The 21,189-nt window shown below is 56.8% G+C and carries 12 protein-coding genes; 2 read left to right on the forward strand and 10 right to left on the reverse strand.

Annotated elements, in window-relative coordinates; translation table 11 throughout:
- The first annotated feature begins 56 nt into the window (after nucleotides 1–56).
- Entirely contained in the window at nucleotides 57–1,100 is a 1,044-nt protein-coding gene (locus M0814_RS01625; RefSeq protein ID WP_103483292.1) for an LLM class flavin-dependent oxidoreductase, read from the forward strand.
- 92 nt (nucleotides 1,101–1,192) lie between these two features.
- Here M0814_RS01625 and M0814_RS01630 read toward each other — a convergent pair whose 3' ends face one another.
- From M0814_RS01630 to M0814_RS01670, 9 genes are all read right to left on the reverse strand, one after another.
- Nucleotides 1,193–1,501, reverse strand: a complete 309-nt coding sequence (locus M0814_RS01630; protein WP_146774694.1) for a hypothetical protein — start codon at nucleotides 1,499–1,501, stop codon at nucleotides 1,193–1,195.
- A 192-nt stretch (nucleotides 1,502–1,693) separates the two neighbouring features.
- Nucleotides 1,694–2,278 carry a hypothetical protein gene (locus M0814_RS01635; protein WP_103483291.1) on the reverse strand — a complete coding sequence of 195 codons (585 nt, stop codon included), beginning with the start codon at nucleotides 2,276–2,278 and terminating at the stop codon, nucleotides 1,694–1,696.
- A gap of 120 nt (nucleotides 2,279–2,398) precedes the next feature.
- Nucleotides 2,399–2,743 carry a hypothetical protein gene (locus tag M0814_RS01640; RefSeq protein WP_103483290.1) on the reverse strand — a complete coding sequence of 115 codons (345 nt, stop codon included), beginning with the start codon at nucleotides 2,741–2,743 and terminating at the stop codon, nucleotides 2,399–2,401.
- Nucleotides 2,744–3,030: 287 nt separating this feature from the next.
- Nucleotides 3,031–3,657 carry a hypothetical protein gene (locus M0814_RS01645; RefSeq protein WP_103483289.1) on the reverse strand — a complete coding sequence of 209 codons (627 nt, stop codon included), beginning with the start codon at nucleotides 3,655–3,657 and terminating at the stop codon, nucleotides 3,031–3,033.
- A gap of 48 nt (nucleotides 3,658–3,705) precedes the next feature.
- The gene (locus M0814_RS01650; protein ID WP_348773066.1) at nucleotides 3,706–4,062 is read right to left on the reverse strand and encodes a barstar family protein; all 357 of its coding nucleotides are present in this window, start codon (nucleotides 4,060–4,062) and stop codon (nucleotides 3,706–3,708) included.
- 260 nt (nucleotides 4,063–4,322) lie between these two features.
- The gene (locus tag M0814_RS01655) at nucleotides 4,323–4,826 is read right to left on the reverse strand and encodes a pentapeptide repeat-containing protein (protein WP_103483288.1); all 504 of its coding nucleotides are present in this window, start codon (nucleotides 4,824–4,826) and stop codon (nucleotides 4,323–4,325) included.
- Entirely contained in the window at nucleotides 4,823–15,787 is a 10,965-nt protein-coding gene (locus M0814_RS01660; RefSeq protein ID WP_103483287.1) for a filamentous hemagglutinin N-terminal domain-containing protein, read from the reverse strand. The genes M0814_RS01655 and M0814_RS01660 overlap by 4 nt, the downstream gene beginning before the upstream one ends.
- A gap of 24 nt (nucleotides 15,788–15,811) precedes the next feature.
- Complete coding sequence (locus M0814_RS01665; protein ID WP_103483286.1) at nucleotides 15,812–17,518, reverse strand: ShlB/FhaC/HecB family hemolysin secretion/activation protein; 1,707 nt, start codon at nucleotides 17,516–17,518, stop codon at nucleotides 15,812–15,814.
- Between the two features lie 154 nt (nucleotides 17,519–17,672).
- Nucleotides 17,673–18,122: a helix-turn-helix domain-containing protein gene (locus tag M0814_RS01670; protein WP_103483285.1), complete on the reverse strand. Its 450-nt coding sequence runs from the start codon at nucleotides 18,120–18,122 to the stop codon at nucleotides 17,673–17,675.
- Nucleotides 18,123–18,311: 189 nt separating this feature from the next.
- Here M0814_RS01670 and M0814_RS01675 point away from each other — a divergent pair, with 189 nt between their 5' ends.
- A complete protein-coding gene (locus M0814_RS01675) occupies nucleotides 18,312–19,130 on the forward strand; it encodes an alpha/beta hydrolase (RefSeq protein ID WP_103483284.1) in 819 nt (272 codons plus the stop codon).
- A gap of 29 nt (nucleotides 19,131–19,159) precedes the next feature.
- Here M0814_RS01675 and M0814_RS01680 read toward each other — a convergent pair whose 3' ends face one another.
- Nucleotides 19,160–21,187 carry an LTA synthase family protein gene (locus M0814_RS01680; protein WP_103483283.1) on the reverse strand — a complete coding sequence of 676 codons (2,028 nt, stop codon included), beginning with the start codon at nucleotides 21,185–21,187 and terminating at the stop codon, nucleotides 19,160–19,162.
- Between the last annotated feature and the right edge of the window lie 2 nt (nucleotides 21,188–21,189).

Raw genomic sequence — 21,189 nt, forward strand, 5'->3', positions numbered from 1 at the left:
CAAGCCCCTCCCACACAGTTTTGTAGCCTCAACAACAAAAGATCCGAGGAAGCGTCATGAAATTTTCCCTGTTCATCCACATGGAACGCTGGGACGAAAGCGTCAGCCACCGCCAACTGTTCGAAGACCTGACCGAACTGACCCTGATGGCCGAGGCCGGCGGTTTCAGCACCGTGTGGATCGGCGAACATCACGCGATGGAATACACCATCTCGCCGAGCCCGATGCCGCTGCTGGCCTACCTCGCCGCCAAAACCACCACCATTCACCTCGGCGCCGGCACCATCATCGCGCCGTTCTGGCACCCGCTGCGGGTCGCTGGTGAATGCGCGCTGCTCGACGTCATCAGCAACGGACGCATGGAAGTCGGCCTGGCGCGTGGCGCCTATCAGGTCGAATTCGATCGCATGGCCGGCGGCATGCCCGCCTCCAGCGGCGGTCAGGCCCTGCGCGAAATGGTCCCCGTAGTCCGCGCCCTGTGGCAAGGCGACTACGCCCACGACGGCGACATCTGGAAATTCCCCACGTCCACCAGCGTGCCAAAACCGATCCAAAAGCCGAACCCACCAATGTGGATCGCCGCCCGCGACCCCGACTCGCACAACTTCGCCGTCGCCAACGGCTGCAACGTGATGGTCACGCCATTGATGAAGGGCGACGAAGAAGTCGTCGACCTGAAGAATAAATTCCAGACCGCGCTCGACAACAACCCCGACGTACCGCGTCCGCAATTGATGGTGCTGCGCCACACCCACGTGCACTCGGCTGACGATCCGGACGGCTGGAAAGTCGGCGCCAAGGCGATCTCACGGTTCTATCGCACCTTCGATGCGTGGTTTGGCAACAAGGAGGTGCCGGTCAACGGCTTCCTCGCTCCGAGCCCGGAAGAGAAGTTTGCCGGGCGTCCGGAGTTTGAGCTGGAGAGCCTGCACAAGACGGCGATGATTGGTACACCGGAAGAGATTATTCCGCGGATCAAGTATTACCAGGAACTTGGGGTGGATGAGTTTAGTTTCTGGTGTGACAACAGTCTGCCGCATGCGGAGAAGAAGAAGTCGTTGGCGTTGTTTATCAGGGATGTGGTGCCGGCGTTTCGCTGAGCTGACTTGTAAAAAACCGGGCATTAGCCCGGTTTTTTTATAGGTGTCTCCGAAACAGTTCGAATATCAAAGGAAATTTTGCAATCAACAATTCAGCATTGATAATCCGCAAAGAAAAATATCGCATATAAAAAGAACGCAAAACTTGCCAATACCGCCCGCCCGGCGGGGTCAGCACCCCTGCCCAATCCACCGGGTGCAATGGCAACCGTTGCCCCTCTTAAATAGTTATAAACACCTTGAGCAAACCATAACTGAACAGCAAGTATCGTAAAAAAACGCGCCCAACTGCCATTGAACTGAAAGTATCCATTGAGTAGTGCTGCGAGTAATAGCCCCACCCCCACCCAGTCATGGTATTTAAATAGCCAGCTGATTATTGATTTACTTGTTATAGGCATCGACAGTTCTTTTAACGATATGATCCCAAACGTCCTGCGCACCCGAAAAATTGGGTTAACGGGGGGCTGGGCTAACGTGGTTGATGGGGTCAGACGAAATTTTCGGAGGGCTTTCTAAACGTAGGCGGTCCCCATTTACCCCTTTCCAAGGTATGTAGCCTTGCAACTTAACAGCCACCTAATTGCCTACGATCATACAAAGCGTAACTTCCAATAGTCCCTGCCATCCACTATCCAGTATCTTTCATGCGCGGGAATCAGAAAACTAAAATCATAGCACTCAGAAATCCAATCCGCATGAACATATTTCTCGTGAAACCGACCTTCATCCATATGCATAAATATCTTTCGATCAAAATTTATATAAAAATTTGGAAGGCGCGAACTAACAACATTGGCCATTTTATACAAATCGGCGCTCAAACCTTTACCTGTCAGGTAGTAACTCTCAATTGCCTCAAAGACAGTTACATCCGCCCCAACAAAGCCCTGCAAATCCAACAACGATAGTATTTTCTCCCGCGAATCATCAAGATACTTCGGAAAATTTTCCGAAGTCAACTGCGCAAGCCCTCCCCTGTAGTCTTGCCGAAACTGTTCATATTGTTCCTTTTGAATTCCTCCACTTTCCAGAGAGGCACTGAGACTGATATCCATATCCAAAATAAAATTATCTTTTTCATCCACAACCCAGAAGCATTTTTCAGAATGAACAAAAAAACAGATATTTTTTTTGCCGTTCCACAGATCGTCAAAAATCACTTCACTTACGGTCATTTTTATTAAACTCTTAAAGAAAAATGGGACAGATTTATTTTTAAGCGGATTTTCAATCTCTTTACAGCAAGAATAAACATATCACCTTTAACGTGCCAACTTGACCCTATTCGCAGCCTATCACTTACTGCCGAGGTCTTCGCTGGGCACCCTGAAAGAGTGAAAATTGAAGGCTATTTTCTCGTCTTCTTCATCCATCAGCTCATACCGAATCCGATCCAGCTCGCCTTCAACCCGTGTTACACATAGATCCATGAACTGCGTGAGACCACTACCAAATTCCCGGACTTTGAAACCACCTACGTTATAAAAATTTATTGCAATATTTTTTGCTCCGGGATGCGAAGACTCCGCCAACTTCATCAATAAGTTGTAACTGGAAAAACCCTCTTCAGAATCTAGATGAAGACTTTCCACATAAACATATTCGCGCAATAATTTATTCAACGCTTCGACATTGCTCAATGGTTAATCCTCGCATTCGCCTTTCGGCCAATTTCGTCCGTAAACCGTAACCGGTGACCTCTTCGTGTCGTCAGGGATATGGTGATGGCATGCTCGCTGAACCGACACCCGCTCTCTGACCATACAAGTTAACGGGGACAGACCACATTTTCCGAGTGCTTTCTAAACGTGGCCTGTCCCCATTTATTCTCCAAAAAAAGAAAAATGGGTCAGATCTAGTTTTGAATAAATAAATCCGACACCTATAATTATATACCTCCTCGAGCTTAGCCTTTAATAAACTCTTGTTACGGCTTAAAATCATCAACAGTCTTATTCCGCCCAATCAATAGAGGCACTACAAAATCGGAGTCTAATTCCATTAGAAACACAATAGCATCGTAGATTTTCCAGCGGTGCTTTTCTGGAAAATCAATAATGGAGATCAAGTGCCGCTCAATCATAGGCAAGTATTCCAGATACTTCTCTCGCCGCACAAAGGAATACAACTCTGATATTTCAAAAGGCCTGTCGTTTGCCAACGAGATAATTTTCGAGAGCAGTTCATATACATGAGGCCGGGCCACGTCCTTCCCTTGTGCGCCGGCAACATTGGCGAAATACATGGTCACCGCCATCAATACTTGCCGATAAGTATCATCATACCCATAAAGCCTATGAATATACGTCCCCTCAATGACTTCAGGCCTCTCTAGACCTTTCTGCAAGGCCACTAAACCTTCATATTCTCCCCAACTTGCCAGTAGTTTTGCAGCCAAGAAACGCTCTGTTTCATCATTACTATGGAGCATCAATTCCTTGACGGCACTACGTCTTGCCTCCGGAATATCTCCCGCATCCAAATCACCCGCTTCGGCAGCATAATCGGAATTTTCCGGAATACTGTAAAGCAACTCATGTGTTTTCGGATCCATAGTTTTCAACCTATTACTTTCCCATTTACCTTGCGTCACAGGCTTAGCCTAATTTTTTAGCAAACTTCCGACCACAGCTCTATCAACTTCTTTGAAGACAACTTCCAACTCGCGTCCATCATCACCAATCCAATCTAGGACCGAGTCACGTAAAATCTCGAGATATATCTTTAGGTCGTCTCTTGGCAATTCTGGCAGAGACTCATGCACAAGGACGATTTTATGACACGGCACCCAACTGAGATCCCTTAAGCAGTCATACAAGGCATCCCAGTTGTATCCAAAGTACCCCGGTAACCAAAGTAGGTAATACAGCGATCTTATTAATTCCTCCGCAGCCTGAATGGAGGGGTCAATCCGCACATAAAAAACTTTGGCCGAGTCATATGAAGGCGTGGTTTCCACAAACGTGAATGGCAATATTTTGAAAAACCTCAATTTTTATAGGGATTAAGGTTTTGTCGAAGTTGGGGATAGATCTATTTTTAAATATAAATCCGTCACCTTTAATCCTCAGTCACCTTTAATCCTCAATGGAAATTACTGGCCATTGATGCGGATTAGTGAATGGCTGCAACTTTGGCGGCACCTTAGACCCCGTACTCGCCACCTCTGTCGCTTTTTGGACCGTTTCTCTTTGCCTGACCGCTCCTACATTCGGAAAATTACAACCGGGGGCCACTAAAACTTTTTTTCTTTAATAAGCCATACTCACCGGGATCAAAATTTTTCGGCCATATAGTTGCACCATCATATAACGCACCCTGAAGCTTACACTGATCAAGCCCGAGGACCCTGAAGTTCGCCCCGGACAACTCAGCACCTCGAAAGTCTCCTCCCGCCACATTGGCATTATTTAGACTTGCTAAGCTTAGATCAACTTTAGCGAAGTCAGAATACATGAGTAACGATTCAGAAAGATCGCTCCCCCTCATTATAGAACCCGTCAATATCGCATTAACCAATGAGACATTTTTCATTTTTGCATTATTCAACACAGAACAATAAAAAACGGAATTTCTCAAATCACAACCTGTAAAGTCGGCTCTACTGAAATCCAAATATTCAAATATCGCACGATGAAAGTTAATACCTTTAAGATCCGCGCCAACAAAGCTATCAATAGGAAGCTCTAGGCAGTCGCCCGTCTCAAACCGTACCTTAATCATCTGTTATCCCAATCCAAAGGTGAAATTTCAAGACTTACAGTTGGTCTTTTCTTACTTGCTTTGTAATCAGTCAATACGCCAGGATCCACTGTAAGTTCTCTACCGAGGATTTTAGACGCAATGTATCGATGATTACCATCCACAATCACATCTCCATCCATTTTAATTGGTGGAGCAACATCGCCCTTAAGGAGCCTGTCAACGTATCGTTGAATCATCGGTAGGGATACACCATCTTGCGCACTAATAGTTTTATCACCGCTCAATGCTTTCTGGATAATTTCTGGAGTGACCTCACTTCCTTTAGTTACAAGAGCGCCGCCTTTTGTACCCACAGGCGGTACTTTTACACCGAGTATAGCGCCTGCAATTACTGGGCTGATACCCGGATCGATCGGAGTAGTAAAATCACCAAGCTCTTCCTGCTCTTGAAGTGGAATATGCTCCCTGAGCGTGTGCCTCAACTCTTCATCCACTTCCTGTACGGAGTTGTGACCCTGCATTTCGTCTAGATGTGAGTGACCCTGTGCGTTGTATATCGTTGCGTTTTTCGCAATTTCTGAACCTAAGGAAACATCCCCACCAACAGCCGCGGCGCCAATCAACCCGGTTAGTTGAGATAAGGACTTTTGAAGCTCCAGGTTGCCATCAGCCATGAAAATTAACGCTTTCATCGCTGCTTCGTTGAGCCCTGCCGCCGCCGCACCGGTAGCAAAATCCCCCCCCATCGCTTGAGAAATCAAACCACCCATCAAAGCATGTGCAACAACCTTCTCAATGCTGCCATTCGGGAACTTGATCGTCTTGTCGCCAACCCAGTTGAACCCGGTCGCCATCGCTACACTGCTCGCCTCCCCCAGCAAGGCAGCACCAAAATTGTCACCAAAACTACCTCCACCAATGGTGGTGGAAATGCCACTGGAAATGATCGCCCGGCCAGTCGTGCGGATTGCGACGTCGGTAAAGTTGCTGCTGGTCAGGATATTTGCTGTTTTGCTGGTTCCACCCGCAAACCAATTCGCGTCCGCGTAGTTCAGCACGCCGGCCGTAAAGCCGGCGATGGCCGCACTCTTGAGGCTGTCAGCGCTGAACGTCTCCTTGAAAGCAGCGCCCAGGTTGCCCTTGTTGTTGATCGTGCTGGTCACGGCGGTGGTCGCCAGAGAGGTGGCCATTACACCGCCGGCACCGCCGCTGACCAAGGCCAATCCTCCGGGGCCCATCACGAACGACATCATGATCGCAATTGCGATTTGTGCTGCTGGACCAACCCCCGAGTTCTCGTACTTGAACGACTCGTGAATCTCCTTCACCAGCCGCCAATCAACATCCCCACGCGCCTCGGCATCCTTCAACCACGCCAACTGCGGATCAGCCTTGACCATCGCATCAATGGTCTGGCTGACGGATTGCTGGTTGACATCTTTTACGTCGATCTTCAGACCATCCACGGCCTTGATCACGATGTTGCCCTTGGCAATCATCTGGGTCTGACGCAGGGTTTCATCGGTATTACCGCGACCTTTGGACGACACCCACGCGGCATTGTTGTTGGTCTTGGTGTGGCTTTCGTCATGGAGGTCTTTAACCCCTTCAAACGTAATCGCCCCACCGCTGTCCAGCGTGATGTTGTTACCACTGTCCAGTTTGGCGACCTGATAAAGCTGATCGCCTCCGCTCTTGAGCGTAAGATCGCCGCCCGACTTGATCTCGGAGCCGATATGCTTTATATCGGTCACCTCGTCCCGCTTCATTTTGAGCTTGCCGAAGCTGCCCTTTTTCTTCATGTCATACAGCGAGTAGTCCGTGTCCTGCGCTGCAAGAATGTTGAGGTTGTCACCCGCGGCCAGATAAGCTTCGTCGCCTGCAGTCACGCGACTGGAGATCACGCTGAGGTCTTTACCGGCACTCAGCTTGACGTCGCCGCCTGCGGTGATCCCGGACATGACCTGGCTGACATGGTCCTCCTGCATCGTGAGTTTTTTGCTTTTGTACAGCGAGTGCTCCTCATCAGCAGCCGAGCCGATGGTCAGGTTCTCGGTCGCAGACATCGACACGTCACGCTTGGCATCGATCTGACTGGCGATGACCGAAAGGTCCCGTCCGGCCGTGATGTTCAGATCACGCCCGACATCGACGGTTGAGCCGTACTGGGTAACGTTGTCGTTGGTATGCAGTCCACGCTGAGAACTGAAGGCCTTTTCAGCGGAAACCAGATTCACATCGCGACCGGCATTGATCGTGGTATCTGCGCCGCTTTTCAGAACACCACCGGTGTTGATGACGTCTCGTCCAGCCTTGAGTGTCAGATCGTTGGCCGCTTCGATGCGCGCAGCGTTGTCGATGAAGTCCGAACGCTCGTTCATGTCGCCAACACCACTCTCATGGGTGGTGACGCTGCGTTCATTGATGATGTCGCCACGAGTGGCAGTCAGCGAGACGTCACGCCCGGCGATAATGCCGCCAGCCTTGTTTACAAGGTTATTGCCTGCGAGAAGATCAAGACGATTGCCTGCTTCAATCAGGCCACTGTTGACCAGATTGTTGTCGGCGGTGGCTGAAAGGTTGTTTTTGGCGCGCAATGTTCCGGCGTTTTCCAGATCCTTGCCGGCAATGAGCGTGACATCACTGCCTTGAATCAGCGCGCCGTTAGCTGCGAGGCGATTATTGGCATTGGCCAGGTAGAGTACCGGGACAAGCACTTGCTCGCCGTTTACCACGGCGTTTTCCATCCAGACGATATCGTGAGTCAGTGCCGCGACCTGTTCGGACGTCAGGCTGACTCCCACTGCCAGATTGAGCTGATTTTTGCTGGCGATGGCGTTGTCCATCAGGTACTTGTACAGACCCTCATCGGTGGTCTGACCATCGATGAAGCGCTGGCCGGTACGTGCCACAACCGCCTGCTGGACCAGGCGCTGCTCATAGAGCCCGTCGCCCAATCGCTTGGCGCTCTTGTCAGGATCGTACCCAAGGTTCGACAGCAGATAATCCGAACCCATGAACTGCTTGAGGTCAGTCAATACCGGGTTGGTTTCTATCAGATACTTGTGTGCATTGGATGGCTTGCTGGTCACCGGCAAGCCTTGTACGCGATTGATCGTGAAGTCGGTGGAGCGGCCAGGCAATGCCGTGCCACTGGCGTCGGCAGCGGGTGTGCTGACGTCGAGAGCGCTGGCTGTCGCACCCGTTTCGCCTGCCTTGTGATCAGCCGTCTTCAAGTCAACCGTACTGCCTGAAGCCTGAGCATTGTTTGCCAGCTGGATGTTCCTTGGCTGGGTATCGGTCAAGGTTTGCTGGCGATTGGCGGGGCTGATCGCGGCGCCACCCATGGTCCAGCTATCCGGACCGGTGGCGGTCGGCGTGGTGTTGCCTTGCCCGCTCAGACGGAACAAGCCGTTTTGCCCTGTGGGCAGGCTGAAACCGGGCAACGCTAACGGGTTGACTTGCTGTTGAGCCAGATCGGGTGGCAGCTGTGCGTTGATGTAAATCGGTGTCGAATAAGCGCTACCCGCACCTGTTTCGGTTTTGTTGCGGCCGGCTGCGACATAGGCGTAGTAAGGCCGTTCGACGCTGTTGCTGATTTTCTGCGTGGCATTGAGTGTGATGTTGCCGCCCGCCTGAATCACCGCATCGTAGGCGTTGCTCGAGCCTGTTACCGTAATCTCCGGGCCGGTGAGCTTGCCCCCGCCCATCAACTTGATAAAGGCGCTCAGATCCGCTTCGACGTCGGCTGAGGGCGTCCCACCGTTTTTCTTGTTGAACGCATCTGCTGCGGCCACTGCCCCGAAGATCTGCTTCACATAGTTCCAGTACGTGCGCTTGGTGACGATCTCCTGCTCTTGCAAACCGGTGTTATTGATAGTGTCGGCATTGGCCACGATGTTGCCGGTGGCGGCAATCGTGCTACTGGTGTTGTTCAGCGTCGACGCATTGATCGAGATGTCGCCGCCACTGGTCATGCTGGCAGCCGCACTGCTGGCGTTGACTTTCAAACGATCGGTTTCAGCGATTTCCCACAGGCCATTTCGCCGCCCTCCACTACGGAAGTCACAGCCAGCGATAGGAATAAGATTGCAATCAAGTTGCGTGATGACGACTGAGCTTTTTTCTTGCTTGGTGTATTCCAGGATCGCCCGAACGTTGTTGATGGTCAGGGCATTGATGGTCAGGTTCTGAGCGCTGTAGATGTCACCGGAAGAGTTATCCAGCAGATCGGCTTTGCTAGTTCCGGAATCCCTGCCGATGTAAACATTGCTCAGCCCGTAGAGTTGGCCATAGGAGTTATTGAGGTTTGCAACCTGCAGGCGCATGTCGCCGCCGCTGGTGATCAACGCATTGGTGTTGAGCAATGATCCGCTGGTCAGTGTCAGATTTTGTGCCGCAGCCAGCGTGCCGAAGTTGTTGACCGCTCCGGCATTGATGGTCATGTTGGCTGCCGAGGTTAGACGAGCGCCATTGTCCAGGCGGCCACCGACATTAAGCGTGGTGTCCCCGCCGCCGGCGATACTCGATGTCGCGCTGCTGAGACTCACCTGCGCTGCACTCAGATTCAGAGTACCCAGGCTACTGAGCCGCCCCGCGCCCCAATAAGCGCCACCGAGGCCGACATTCATCCGGCCGTCACTGGCAATCAAGCCGTCGTTGAGCCAATTGACGCCATTGCCGGTGAAACTGTCAGACGCCAGCAATTGCCCGGTAGCGGTCTGGGTCAGACTGTTGACGTTGACGGTAAGACGCCCGGCCTGGATGACGCTGCTGTTGGTCCAGCTGTCAGCACCGATCGTCAGGCCGCCACGGGTTACCAGCGCCCCCCCTGCATTCATCAGGTTGGCGGTGGAGATATCGAACGTGCCGTCGCCGACGTGCAACAGGCTGCCGCCGGTATTGAGGAAGCTGCCGGCGCCGAGCGTCAGGTCGGTGTTGGCGGTTTCCAGCGTGCCGTTACGGTTGTCGAACAGCCCGCCAATCTGGAAGCTGGTTTTGCCGCCGCTGCCGAGGGCACGCAACTGGCCGGTCTGGTTATCGAGGCTGGCAGCCTTGATGGCAAGGGTGCTGTCGCTTTCGATGATGCCCAGGCGGTTGTTCAATGCGCCGGTCAGATTGAGGTCGATCTGCTGGCCGGCAATCTGGCCGTCGTTGTCGCCGCTGTTGTCGAAGTTGTTGCCGGTGACGTTGATTTTGCCTTTGGCGTAGAGGCCGCCATTGCGGTTGTCGAAGTTGCCGGTGGTGATGACTGCATCGCCGCTTTGCGCCGAAATGCGTCCGCCGTAGTTATCGAGTCCACCCGGTGCGACGAGATTCACGCGTTGAGCCTGAATCACACCGCCCTGGCGATTGTTATTCAGGTCGTAGCCATTCTTCAGCAGACCGGTCAGGCGTGCAGAGAACGCAGCTTTCAGGCTGGCGAGGACGCCGCCACGACTATCGAGGTTGCCAGCGTCGAGGGTAAGGTCCCCGGCATCGGCAATGATCCGGCCGCTCTGGTTATCGATGTCGCCGCTGGTGGTCAGGGTCAGTGCGCCCTTGCTTTGCAGAGTGCCCTTGGCGTTGGCCAGACTGGCCGCCCGGATCTGTACATCGCCATTCTGGCTGTAGATCAAACCGTCGGCGCTGTTCTGGATGACGCCAGGCGTGGTGATCGTCAACACGTCATTGGTCGCGACGGTGCCGCGATTGCGGTTGTCCAGGCCGCCACTGAGCAGGGTCATCAAACCCTGACTGGCCAGTTGGCCGCCCTGATTGTTGATCTGTGTGGCGCGTTGCAGCAGCAGTGCACCACCGCTGGCGAGCTTGCCGTTGGTGTTGGTCAATGCGCCGAGCAGGTCGAGGGTTACGGCGCCATCGCTGGCCGCCATGCCACCGGTGTTATCCAGTGTGGTGCCGACAAAGCTCAGGTCCTGTTTGGCGCTGACACTGCCGCCGGCGTTGCCCAGCGTCATCGCCTGCATCGTCAGGGTTGCACCGCTGTAGATCGAACCACCTGCAGCGTTATTCAAAAGACTAGCGACGGTCAGAGCCTGTGCTTCGCCACTGGAAACCACGCCCTTGTCGCTGTTATCCAGGCTCGCGGCGTTGACGTTAAGGGTTTTCTGGCTGACCAGTGCACCGGCGCCGCTGTTGAGCAAGTCCCCGCTCAGTGTCACATCGAGGCTGCCGCTTTTGCTGGAGAGCGTGCCGCTGTTGCGGTTGTCGAGGCTCTGGGCATTGACGTCCAGACCTTGCCAACCGGAGATCAGACCGTTCTGGTTGTGCAGTTGGCTGCCCGTGAGGCTCAGCAGGTTGCTGCTGATCAGTTTGCCGCCGCTGTTATCGATGGCCCGGGTTTTAAGGCCGATGCTCTGGCTGCTGGAGATTTCGCCGCTGCGGTTGCTCAGGTCACGCAGATGCTGAATGCTCAACTGGCCTTCGGTGGTGATCAGGCCGCCATCGTTGTTCAGATCAGCAGTGGCCGCGCCGAAATCAATGGCGATGGCACTGCCCAGCAGCGAGCCGTTCTGGTTGTTCAAGCCGTTGCTGTTGACAGTCAGGCCAATGGTGGCATTGATCAGCCCCAGGTTCTGGTTGGTGAGCAGGCCGTCGAGGTTAAGGTCCAGATTCGAACGGCTGGTCAGTGTGCCGCCGCTGTTGTCGAGGCTGGCCGCTTTGACATCCAGCGCAGCCGCGGCAATCAGGCCTTTGATGTTGGTCAGCGCCTGGTCGATGCGCAGCGTCACGGCCTGGTTGCTGAGCAATTTGCCGTTGCTGTTGTCGAGGCTGCGCGCCGTCACTGTGAACGCCTGGGTGCTGGAGATCTCACCGCCATCGTTGTTGACGTCCTCAAGGTTATTGAGCATCAGCAACGGCGCGCCGATCAGGCCGTTCTGGTTGTTCAGTTGACCGTGATTGAGGTCCAGGTCCAGCGACGTGTTGCTGAACAACTGGCCGCCCTGCTGATCGAGACCGGTGACGTTCGCGGTCAGCGCAGCAACGCTGGCAATACGACCGCCATCCTGGTTGGTCAGTTGGGTCGCCTTCAGGTCCAGCGTATCGCCACTGTTCAACTTGCCGTTGTGGCTGTTATCCAGCGTACCGGTGTGCACCACTACCGCGCCTTTGGCGCTGAGGCTGCCGCCGTTGCTGTTGTCGAGGCTGGCACTGCTGAGATTGAGGCTGGCGTCGGTGACGATCTGACCACCGCGGTTGAGCACCACGCCGATGGTGTTCAATGTCAACGGCCCGGCAACCGAGAGGCTGCCGAGATTGTTGGTCAGACTCGCCGCTGTCACGCCAAGGCTGCCCTCTGCGCTGATCAGGCCCTGACTGTTATTCAGGTCACCGCTCAGGTCGAGCTTCAGGTTGCTCTGGCTCAGGAGCGCACCCGCAGTGCTGTCGAGGCTGCGGCCGGTCAGGGTCAGGTCGGTTTTACCCGAAATCAGCCCCTTTGCACGGTTGAGCACTTCATCAACGGTCAGGCTCAACGCACCTTGTGCAATCAGCCTGCCGCCGTCGCTGTTGTCCAGACGACTGCCGACCAGCGTTACGTCAGCCTGGCTGGACAGCTCGCCGCCACGGTTGTCGACGGCATCGACCGTCAGTTGCAGCGCCTGATTCGCCCCGACGAGACCGCCGTTACGGTTGTCGAGGCTGTTGCCGGTGAGCTTCAGCCCGGCGGTTGCCACCAGTTCACCGCGCCGGTTATCGAGGGTCGCGACGTTAGCGATAACGTCGGCTTTACCGGCAATGTGCCCTTCGCTGTTGTCGACGCTGTCGGCTTTCAGATTCAGTTCATCATCAGCGATCAGCGTACCGCCCTGGTTGACCAGTTGGCCGTCCACCGTCACCCCGAGGGTGCCACGGCTGGTGATCAGGCCGCCGCTGTTGTCCAGGCGAGCGCTTTTGGCATCCACGCTCTGCGCGGAAATCAGGCCCTTGACGCTGGCCAGCAGTTGTTCGATGCGCAGGGTCAGGCCCTGATTGCTGATCAATTTGCCGTTGTTGCTGTTATCGAGGTTTTGCGCGGTCAGGGTGAAGGCCTGGGCGCTGGAGATTTCACCGCCCTGGTTGTCGACATCCTTGAGGTTTTTCAGCACCAGCAGCGGCGAATTGATCAGGCCGTTGCGGTTGTTCAATTGGCCGTGGTTGAGGTCAAGGCTCAGGGAGGTTTTGCTGAACAGTTGACCGCCCTGCTGATCGAAGCCGGTGACCGTTGCGGTCAGGGCTTTTTCGCTGGCGATGCGACTGCCGATGCCGTTGCTCACTGCGCCGGCGTTGAGCGTGAGGGTGTCACCGCTGACCAGGCTGCCGCCGGAGGCGTTGTTGAAGGCACCGGTGGTCAGCGCGGTGGCTTTCTTGGCGCTGATCAAGCCGCCCTGACTGTTGTCCAGACTCTGCGAAGTCAGGATCAGCCCGCTGTCAGTGGCAATTGAGCCCGCCTGATTATTCAGGCTACCCGTGGTGGTCAGCGCCAGCGCGCCGGCGCTCGACAAGTGACCGCGTGTGTTATCGAGACTGCCCGCGTTTACAGTCAGCGTCCCTTCGCTGCTGATCAGACCCTCGATATTGCTCAAGGCGTTGTCGAGACGAATGTCCAGATTGCCCCGTCGGGTAACGAAATTACCGCCGCTGTTGTCCAGACTCTGCCCGATCAGCGTCGAGGTACCCACACTGAACAGTTGTCCGAGGGTCTGATTGATGACCCGGGCCACAGTCAGGCCAAGGGTGGTTCCGGCGAGGACTTTGCCGCTGTCACTGTTGTTCAGGCTTTGACCGATGACGTTCACATCGACGGTGCTGGAGATTTCACCGCCGCGATTGTCGATCTCGCCGACCGTGAGTTTCAGCGCTTTTGTGGTACCGACCAGACCGGCCTTACGGTTGTCGAGCGACTGGCCACTGAGCAACAACGAACCTTGGGCGACCAATTCACCACCCTGGTTAACCAATTGCGTCACGTTGGCGTTCAGATCGGCTTTGCTTGAGATGCGCCCGGCGCTGTTATCGATGCGCGTCACACCGAGAATCATCGGCCCTGCCGCACTGAGCAAACCGCCACGGTTATCCAGTTGCGTGCCGCTGTAGTTGACGGCGGCCTGACCATCGAGCAGACCTTTGTCGCGGTTGTCGAGTGCGCCAATGCTGAGTTGCAGGTCTTTGGTCGCGCGAACTTTACCGCCGCGGTTGTCCACGGAATCGCTGCGCAAGGTCAGGCGATCCTTGCCAACCACGCTGCCGCCACGGTTGTCGAGGCTGCCACTCTGGACATCGACCGCACCTTTGGCGCTCAGCTCACCGTTCTGGTTATCGAACAAGCCAGTGATGCGCGCGGTCAGACTGCCGTCGCTGACGAGGCTGCCTTGCTGGCTGTTGTCGAGGCTGGCGGCGGTGATGCTGACATTCACCCCCGAACCCAACACACCGTTGCGGTTGTTCAGCGCACCGATCAAACCGATGTTCAGCGCTACGTCGCCCGTCACCTGGCCGTCGCTGTTGTCCAGCGTGATGGCGTTGATACGGGTGGAGCCGGCGCTGGATATCTCGCCATCGTGGTTATTCAGATCGCCGAGATCGGCGCCGAGGCTGCCGTTGCTGCTGATCACGCCCTGGGTGTTGATGACCTTGCTGGCGTTCAACTGCACCGTCGAGTTGCCGAGGACGCTGCCCTTGTTCTGATTGTCCAGGGTGGTGGCCGTGAGGCGCGTGTCCTGCTGGGCGCTCAACGTACCGCCCTGGTTGCTCAGGGTTTGCGCGACGGTCGCCGTCAGGTTGCGACTGGCGATCACGCTTTTGCCGCTGTTGTTGAGGTTCTGCGCACTCAGGTTCACGTCGCCAGCGCTGTTACGGCTGTTGTCGGCGTTGACCCCGGCTTCAATGATGCCGTTGTTGCTCAGGGTTCCACCGGCGCTGAGGCTGATGCTGTCGCGTGCAGCGAGGTTTTGCTGGTTGCTCAGATCGCCTTGGGTTTGCACGTTCAGAGCGGTGCCAGCGTAGACCGGACCTTGGGCACTAAGGCTGTTGGCTTTGATGTTCACAGCAGTGGCTGCCGAGGTCTGCGCCAGGGTCAACTGGCCGTTGGCATCGATCTGGATATCGCCACCACTGGCAGCCAGGTTGCCCGCCAGTTTCACCCCGACCCCGGCCTCGGTGCCGACCAGTTTGATCGCCCCGGCATACATCCCGCCGAGTGCCGAGGAGTCAATCGCCAGTTGCGGTTTGGCGCTGCCGTCATCGGCGCGGGCCGTGGCGTTGAGGGTTTGCGCATCGACGTCGTTACGCCCGGCAACGATGGTCAGGTTCTGCGCCTGGATTTCGGCATTGATCTTCGCGCTACGGGTGATGATTTCGAAACGGTCGACGTTGCTCGCGTTAAGCCCGGCGCCTTCAATGGCCACAGAACCCTGATCAACTTGAAAACGATCCAGCCGTCCCGCGCCATCCAGCACCGGTTTGCCGGTGGTCAGCGTCACGCGCGGTGCGTTGATGAAGCCGCAGCCATTACAGGTGATGCCATACGGGTTGGCGACGATCACTCGCGCTGACTGCCCCGCCACTTCGGTGTAACCGCGCAACTGGCTCGGGTTGCCGCTGATGACTTCGTTGAGAATTGCCTGCGCCGAACCGCTGTTTTTCAGGTTCGGGTTGCCGATGATGTGGCCGCCCAATTGCGTATTCGACGTCTGGCTCGAGCCGTTATTGAGGATGACGCCCTGCGCGCCGACGTTGTAATCGTGGAACTGGTTATGCGACAGCCCGCTGCCGTTGGGCGTGGCGATGTTGATGATCGGCACACCATTGCCGGCACGATCCAGCGAGGTGTTCGGGTTGGCCACGACAATGCCGTCGGCCTGCGCCCACATCGGTTGCCAGAACATGACGTTCGCCAGCAGGAACGCCAGCCCGCGCTTGGGCATGCCCAGAAACGACTCACGGTTTTTTACGGCCGCAGAAGGCTGGCCTGCAAGGAAGGCGAACTGACGAACATCCATGTCGATGGTCTCGAAGTATTTGAATTAGATGAAAAAGTCGAGGCGGAAATAGATCGGCGCTTCACGCTCGGTCAGCACATCCGGGCGTTCGAGGGAGTGAGCAAAGGTCACGCTGGCGGCCACATGCTCGCCACGGGCGAACAGTTCCAGCGAGTTGCTCGACATGCGCCCGTGCTGATCGCCGTTGTAGCGGTCGCCGCGAATCACGCCCTGGTCGTAACCGAGGCTGGTGCCGTATTCAGCGAACACCGGGCGCAGCCATTCGACGTTGATCGGACGGCTCCAGCGCAGATCGTTGCGCCAGTAGCCGCCGCTGTCGCCGGACAGCGACTGATCCTTGTAGCCACGGATCGACGACAGCCCGCCGAGGCTGGTGCGTTGTGAACTGAACAGCACGTCTTCGCTGCGCTGGCCGGTCATCAGGCTGCTGAAGGTGAAGGATTCGCCCCACACCTTGAACGGTTGCAGGTAGCTCAGGGTCGCGGTGTATTTGCGGTAGCGTGCGTCCGGTTCGCCCGGGCCCGGATCGTGGCTGCCCTGCGCGTCGAACGCGCCGATGCCTTCCTGCATGCCGGCATCGAAGTTGACGAAGGCGCTGCCGATGCGGCGACCGTGGTTGAAGCCGAACTGCGCTTCGCTGATGCGGTTGCTGCTCAGCTTGAGCTTGCTGTCTTCGATGTAGTTGTTGGTGCGCAGGTAGGACAGGCCGGCGCTGAGCGAGGTCTTGCTCACCGAGTCGCGATGGATCACCCGTTCGGCGCGCAGTTGATGGTTTTCGCTGTCGCCGGTCTGCTTGAAGTTGTAGCCGTTGGCGGCGATCTGCGAGCGGTAGTCACTCTGGCTGTAGGTGTAGCTGAAGTTCCACCAGCCCCACGGCAGGTTGTAATTGAGCATGGCGTTGCTGGAGGTGTGCTGGTGGTCGGTCATTGCATCGTGACCGCCGCGCAGGCTCAACTGATCGGCCAGGCCCAGCGGGCTGTCCCAATCGAAAGTGGTGCCCCACTGCTGTTCACCGGTGCTGCGCTGGCCGTCGTTGCTGCGCGACAGTCCGGCACGCCATGGCTTCTGCGGCGTATTGGTGACCAGCACCTCACTGCCGCCGACGTTCTTGCCCGGCGCCAGTTCCATCTTGGCCTGATTGGACGGCAGGCGATTGAGCTGATCGACCATCTGCTCGATCTCGCGCAGGTTGACCAGATCGCCGGACTTGCCGGGAAACGCCATCGCCAGTTCACGCTCGGAAAGCTTGCTGTTCTCGGCGCCCTTCATGCCTTCAAGCTTGCCTTCGACCACCAGCACTTTCAGATGCCCGCCAGACAGATCCTGCTGCGGCAGGTAGGCGCGGCTGGTGACCAGGCCTTTCTCGATGTAATGGTCGGTGATGACTTTCAGCAGCTCGTTGAGTTGCGGTACACCGAGGCACTGGACGATGTAGGGCTTGAGCAGACGGGTTCTGTCGCTGTCGGACAGACTGTCGGCGCCCTTGAGCTCGATGTCCTTGATCGGGAAACAACGGGTGTCGGTGGGCGCCGCTGGTTGCGCCGGACCTGCCTCTTTGCCGGGCAGATTTTTCAGGTCTTCAAGACGCCGCTGCTGCTCTTCGAGCAAGCGATTCTGGCGATCGCGGATCAGGTCGGTTTCACCGGGTGTGGGTGCAGCGAAGGCAATTTGAAGCGGAGACAGGCACAGCAAAGCTACGCACAACCTCGCCGCGAGGGCGGGTGGGTACATGTTCGATCCCTCGAGACGGAATGACATCAAAATAGTGGCGCGATATTAGATGGCCATCATTTTGACGTCAAACAAACATTTCGACCGTTTGTCGGGTTTGTAACAGGGATTGAACAATCGACGCGGCTGCGGTTTTCCGGGGGTAATCCTTGGCTCAGTGCGCAACGCCCAACTTCGTCGCCACGTCCTGAGGCGCCAGTAAGCGGCCATCCGCTGAACGCAATTCCAACTTTCTGATCGACTGACGCTGCTGCGCATCGACCATCACCGAACCCTGCTCACCTGGCGCATACAGGTGCTCCCCGCCCCACTGCGACAGCGCGACGATCACCGTCTGCAGCTCCTTGCCGCGTTCGGTCAGCACGTATTCCTTGTAAGCACTGCCATCGGCGGCCGGCACCGTTTGCAGAATCCCCTGCTCCACCAGGGCCTTGAGCCGGGCACTGAGCATGTTCTTGGCGATATCCAGATTCTTCTGAAAATCACTGAAGCGGCGGATGCCCTCCAGCGCATCGCGGATGATCAGCAGCGACCACCAGTCGCCGATCAGGTCCAGCGTACGGGCGACCGGGCAGGCGTTGCCGTGCAGGCTTTTGCGCTTCACAGGGTGTTTCTCCATCAAAACCGGCGTGTGGTTGCATCTTACAACTGTGACGCTGGAAAAGAACCACACCGCCCTGCCCGGCAATTCAGCACTTGCGTACAAGTGACGGCAGCGATTTGCGCCGATAGTGATCGGCGGCCATTGCGGCATCCGGCCTTCCTGAACGATTGCCCACAGCAAGGAGTTTCCATGAGCACATTCACTACCGATGACGGCACACAGATCTATTTCAAGGACTGGGGCAGCGGCAAACCCGTGTTGTTCAGCCATGGCTGGCCGCTGGATGCCGACATGTGGGAATACCAGATGGAGTACCTGAGCAGTCGCGGCTACCGCACGATTGCCTTCGACCGCCGTGGTTTCGGGCGCTCCGATCAACCGTGGACCGGCTACGACTACGACACCTTTGCCGATGACATCGCGCAACTGATCAAGCACCTCGACCTGCGCGATGTCACGCTGGTCGGCTTCTCCATGGGCGGCGGCGACGTCAGCCGCTACATCGCCCGCCACGGCAGCGAGCGCGTTGCCGGGCTGGTGCTGCTCGGGGCAGTGACGCCGCTGTTCGGCAAGAAGGCCGACTACCCGCAAGGCGTCGACCACTCGGTGTTCGACGGGATCAAGGCCGGCCTGCTCAAGGATCGCGCGCAGTTCATCGCGGATTTCGCCGCGCCGTTCTACGGCACCAATCAGGGCCAGACAGTCTCCGACGGCGTGCTCACGCAAACCCTGAACGTCGCCTTGCTCGCCTCGCTGAAAGGCACCGTGGATTGCGTCACCGCATTCTCGCAAACCGACTTCCGTCCGGACATGGCGAAGATCGACGTGTCGACCCTGGTAATCCACGGCGACGGCGATCAGATCGTGCCGTTCGAAACCACCGGCAAGCAAGCCGCCGCCCTGATCAAAGGCGCCGAACTGAAAGTCTATGCCGGCGCCCCCCACGGTTTTGCCGTGACGCACGCCGAGGCGCTGAATGAAGACCTGTTGGCTTTCCTGAACCAATAAAGCCCCACGCTGACCGGGAACAGTCCCGGTCAGCGCACGTTGCGATACAACATCAGCCGCGCGCTTTCGTGCAGTCCCCGAGTCAGCTCCACCAGGCGCTGGAATTCCTCGTGGTTTTGCCCGGCGACGTTATCCAGCGGAGTCTTCGACGCCAGGTCATGCAGGGTCGGCGAGCTGCCGTCATGTTGCATCTGCAGGAGGAAATCCTTGGTCACCCCGCCAATCAACGGGAACGTCCCCTCGCGCAGTACCAGCGGCACCACGCGCTCACCTTCCGGCGCCGGTTGCTGGACATCGCGCCCCATCGCGCCGTTGCTGAACGGCACGCCGGCCATCCCCGCCACCGTCGGCAGCAGATCCACCAGCCCCACGGCGTCCTCGATGACCTTCGGCACCAGCAGCCCCGGGGCGTGAATCAACATCGGCACATGATTGCTTTCCAGGCCCAGTTGCTCGAACGCCGGCGGCATGTGCGGGATCTGGCTGATACGCGTGTTGTGGTCGCCGAAGAACACAAAAATCGTGTTGTCGTAATAGCCGCCAGCCTTGGCCAGCTCGATCAACTTGCCGATATTGAAATCCAGCAGGCGCACCGCGTTGTACTGCTCGACGCTGCGCGAACCGGCGGCCTGCACCTGCTCCAGTGACAGGTTGCTGACCTCGAAGCCGTCGTTGTCCTTGGGGATGGTGAACGGCCGATGGTTGCCCGAGGTTTGCACGTAGGCGAAGAACGGTCGGTCCTTCGGCAAGTCGCGCAGGATGCGGTCGCTCTCCTTGAACAGATCCAGGTCGGAGATGCCCCACACGTCCACCAGCGGCGAACGCCAGTCACTTTCATGATACAGGCGCACGCCGTCGATGCTCTGCTGGATCAGCGCGTTGATATTGGCCCAGCCGGCGTTGCCGCCGATCATGTAGAGCTTCTGGTAATCGGTGAACGCGTTGATCAGCGTGTGCTGGCGGGTGATCAGCGGATGGCGCGTCGCGGTCTCACGGCGGGTTACGTCGGGAACGCCGGTGATGCTCGCCCACACGGTTTTTGCGGTACCGGTGACCGGCACATAGAAGTGTTTGAAGAACCAGCTGCGGCTCGCCAGTTGATCGAGGTTCGGCGTCGGGTTCAACGGATTGCCGTAGGCGCCGACGGCGCTGGTGCCCAGTGATTCGAGCATGACGAACATCACGTTCGGCGTGCCCTGCAGTCGATACGGCTGCACGCCTTGCTGACGCTCGAACGTCAGACTTTGCGGATCCGGTCGATCCACGCCCAGATAGCGGGCAATCAACGGATAGTGCTCGCGCACCTGCGCCTCATCGAATTGCGCCTGCGCGGTTTTCAGCGTGTCGTACAGGAACAGCACCGGGTTCAGACCGACCGCGGCGATCTGCGCGTTACCGGAAAAGAACGCATCGCTCCAGCGCAGCGGCACCGGGTTTTCCAGGTTGAGATTGTCGACACGACCCAGCAGCGCCAGCAGCACCACGACCACCCCCAGCCCGGTGCCGAATGCCAGCGACGGACGCTGGATAACCTTGGCTTCACGGGCCAGCGTCACGCGTTCGAGTTGCAAAAATCCGTAGAAGCAAACGCCCAGCGTCGCCATCCAGCCGAGGGCGATCCACAGCACCGGATAGGTTTCCCAGACCATCTGCTGCGAGATCTGCGCGTCTTCCAGGTAACGCAGCACCGTGGCGTTGATACGCACGCCGAGATAGGCGTAATGACCGAAATCGATGATGTACAACAGGCCAATCGCACCGAGCGCCAGCAGCCAGTAAACCCGTGCGACCCAGCGCAACCACGGCAACCGCGTGAGGTTCCAGCGCGGTAGCCAGGCCAGCAGCGCCAGTGGCAGGATCAGCAACACGGCGAGGCGCAAGTCGAAACGCAAACCGATACCCAGGGTTTCGCGCAGTGCCGGGTTATCGATGAACTCGCTGGGCGCGATCCCGGAAAACCCCAGCACGAACACCAGCCTGAGCACGGCAAACAACAAAAACGCCAAACCTGCCGCACCCACGCCGTAGCGCAGGCGTCGCGATTGCAACCAGCCCATCA

This window comes from Pseudomonas sp. MWU12-2020 (assembly GCF_023100605.1).
GTDB classification, from domain to species: domain Bacteria; phylum Pseudomonadota; class Gammaproteobacteria; order Pseudomonadales; family Pseudomonadaceae; genus Aquipseudomonas; species Aquipseudomonas fluorescens_H.

Coding starts and splice junctions, on each gene's coding strand:
- M0814_RS01660 (WP_103483287.1), bottom strand. CDS start 15,787: ATGGATGTTCGTCAGTTCGCCTTCCTTGCAGGCCAGCCTTCTGCGGCC.
- M0814_RS01680 (WP_103483283.1), bottom strand. CDS start 21,187: ATGGGCTGGTTGCAATCGCGACGCCTGCGCTACGGCGTGGGTGCGGCA.
- M0814_RS01625 (WP_103483292.1), top strand. CDS start 57: ATGAAATTTTCCCTGTTCATCCACATGGAACGCTGGGACGAAAGCGTC.
- M0814_RS01675 (WP_103483284.1), top strand. CDS start 18,312: ATGAGCACATTCACTACCGATGACGGCACACAGATCTATTTCAAGGAC.
- M0814_RS01645 (WP_103483289.1), bottom strand. CDS start 3,657: ATGGATCCGAAAACACATGAGTTGCTTTACAGTATTCCGGAAAATTCC.
- M0814_RS01630 (WP_146774694.1), bottom strand. CDS start 1,501: ATGCCTATAACAAGTAAATCAATAATCAGCTGGCTATTTAAATACCAT.
- M0814_RS01635 (WP_103483291.1), bottom strand. CDS start 2,278: ATGACCGTAAGTGAAGTGATTTTTGACGATCTGTGGAACGGCAAAAAA.
- M0814_RS01655 (WP_103483288.1), bottom strand. CDS start 4,826: ATGATTAAGGTACGGTTTGAGACGGGCGACTGCCTAGAGCTTCCTATT.
- M0814_RS01665 (WP_103483286.1), bottom strand. CDS start 17,518: ATGTACCCACCCGCCCTCGCGGCGAGGTTGTGCGTAGCTTTGCTGTGC.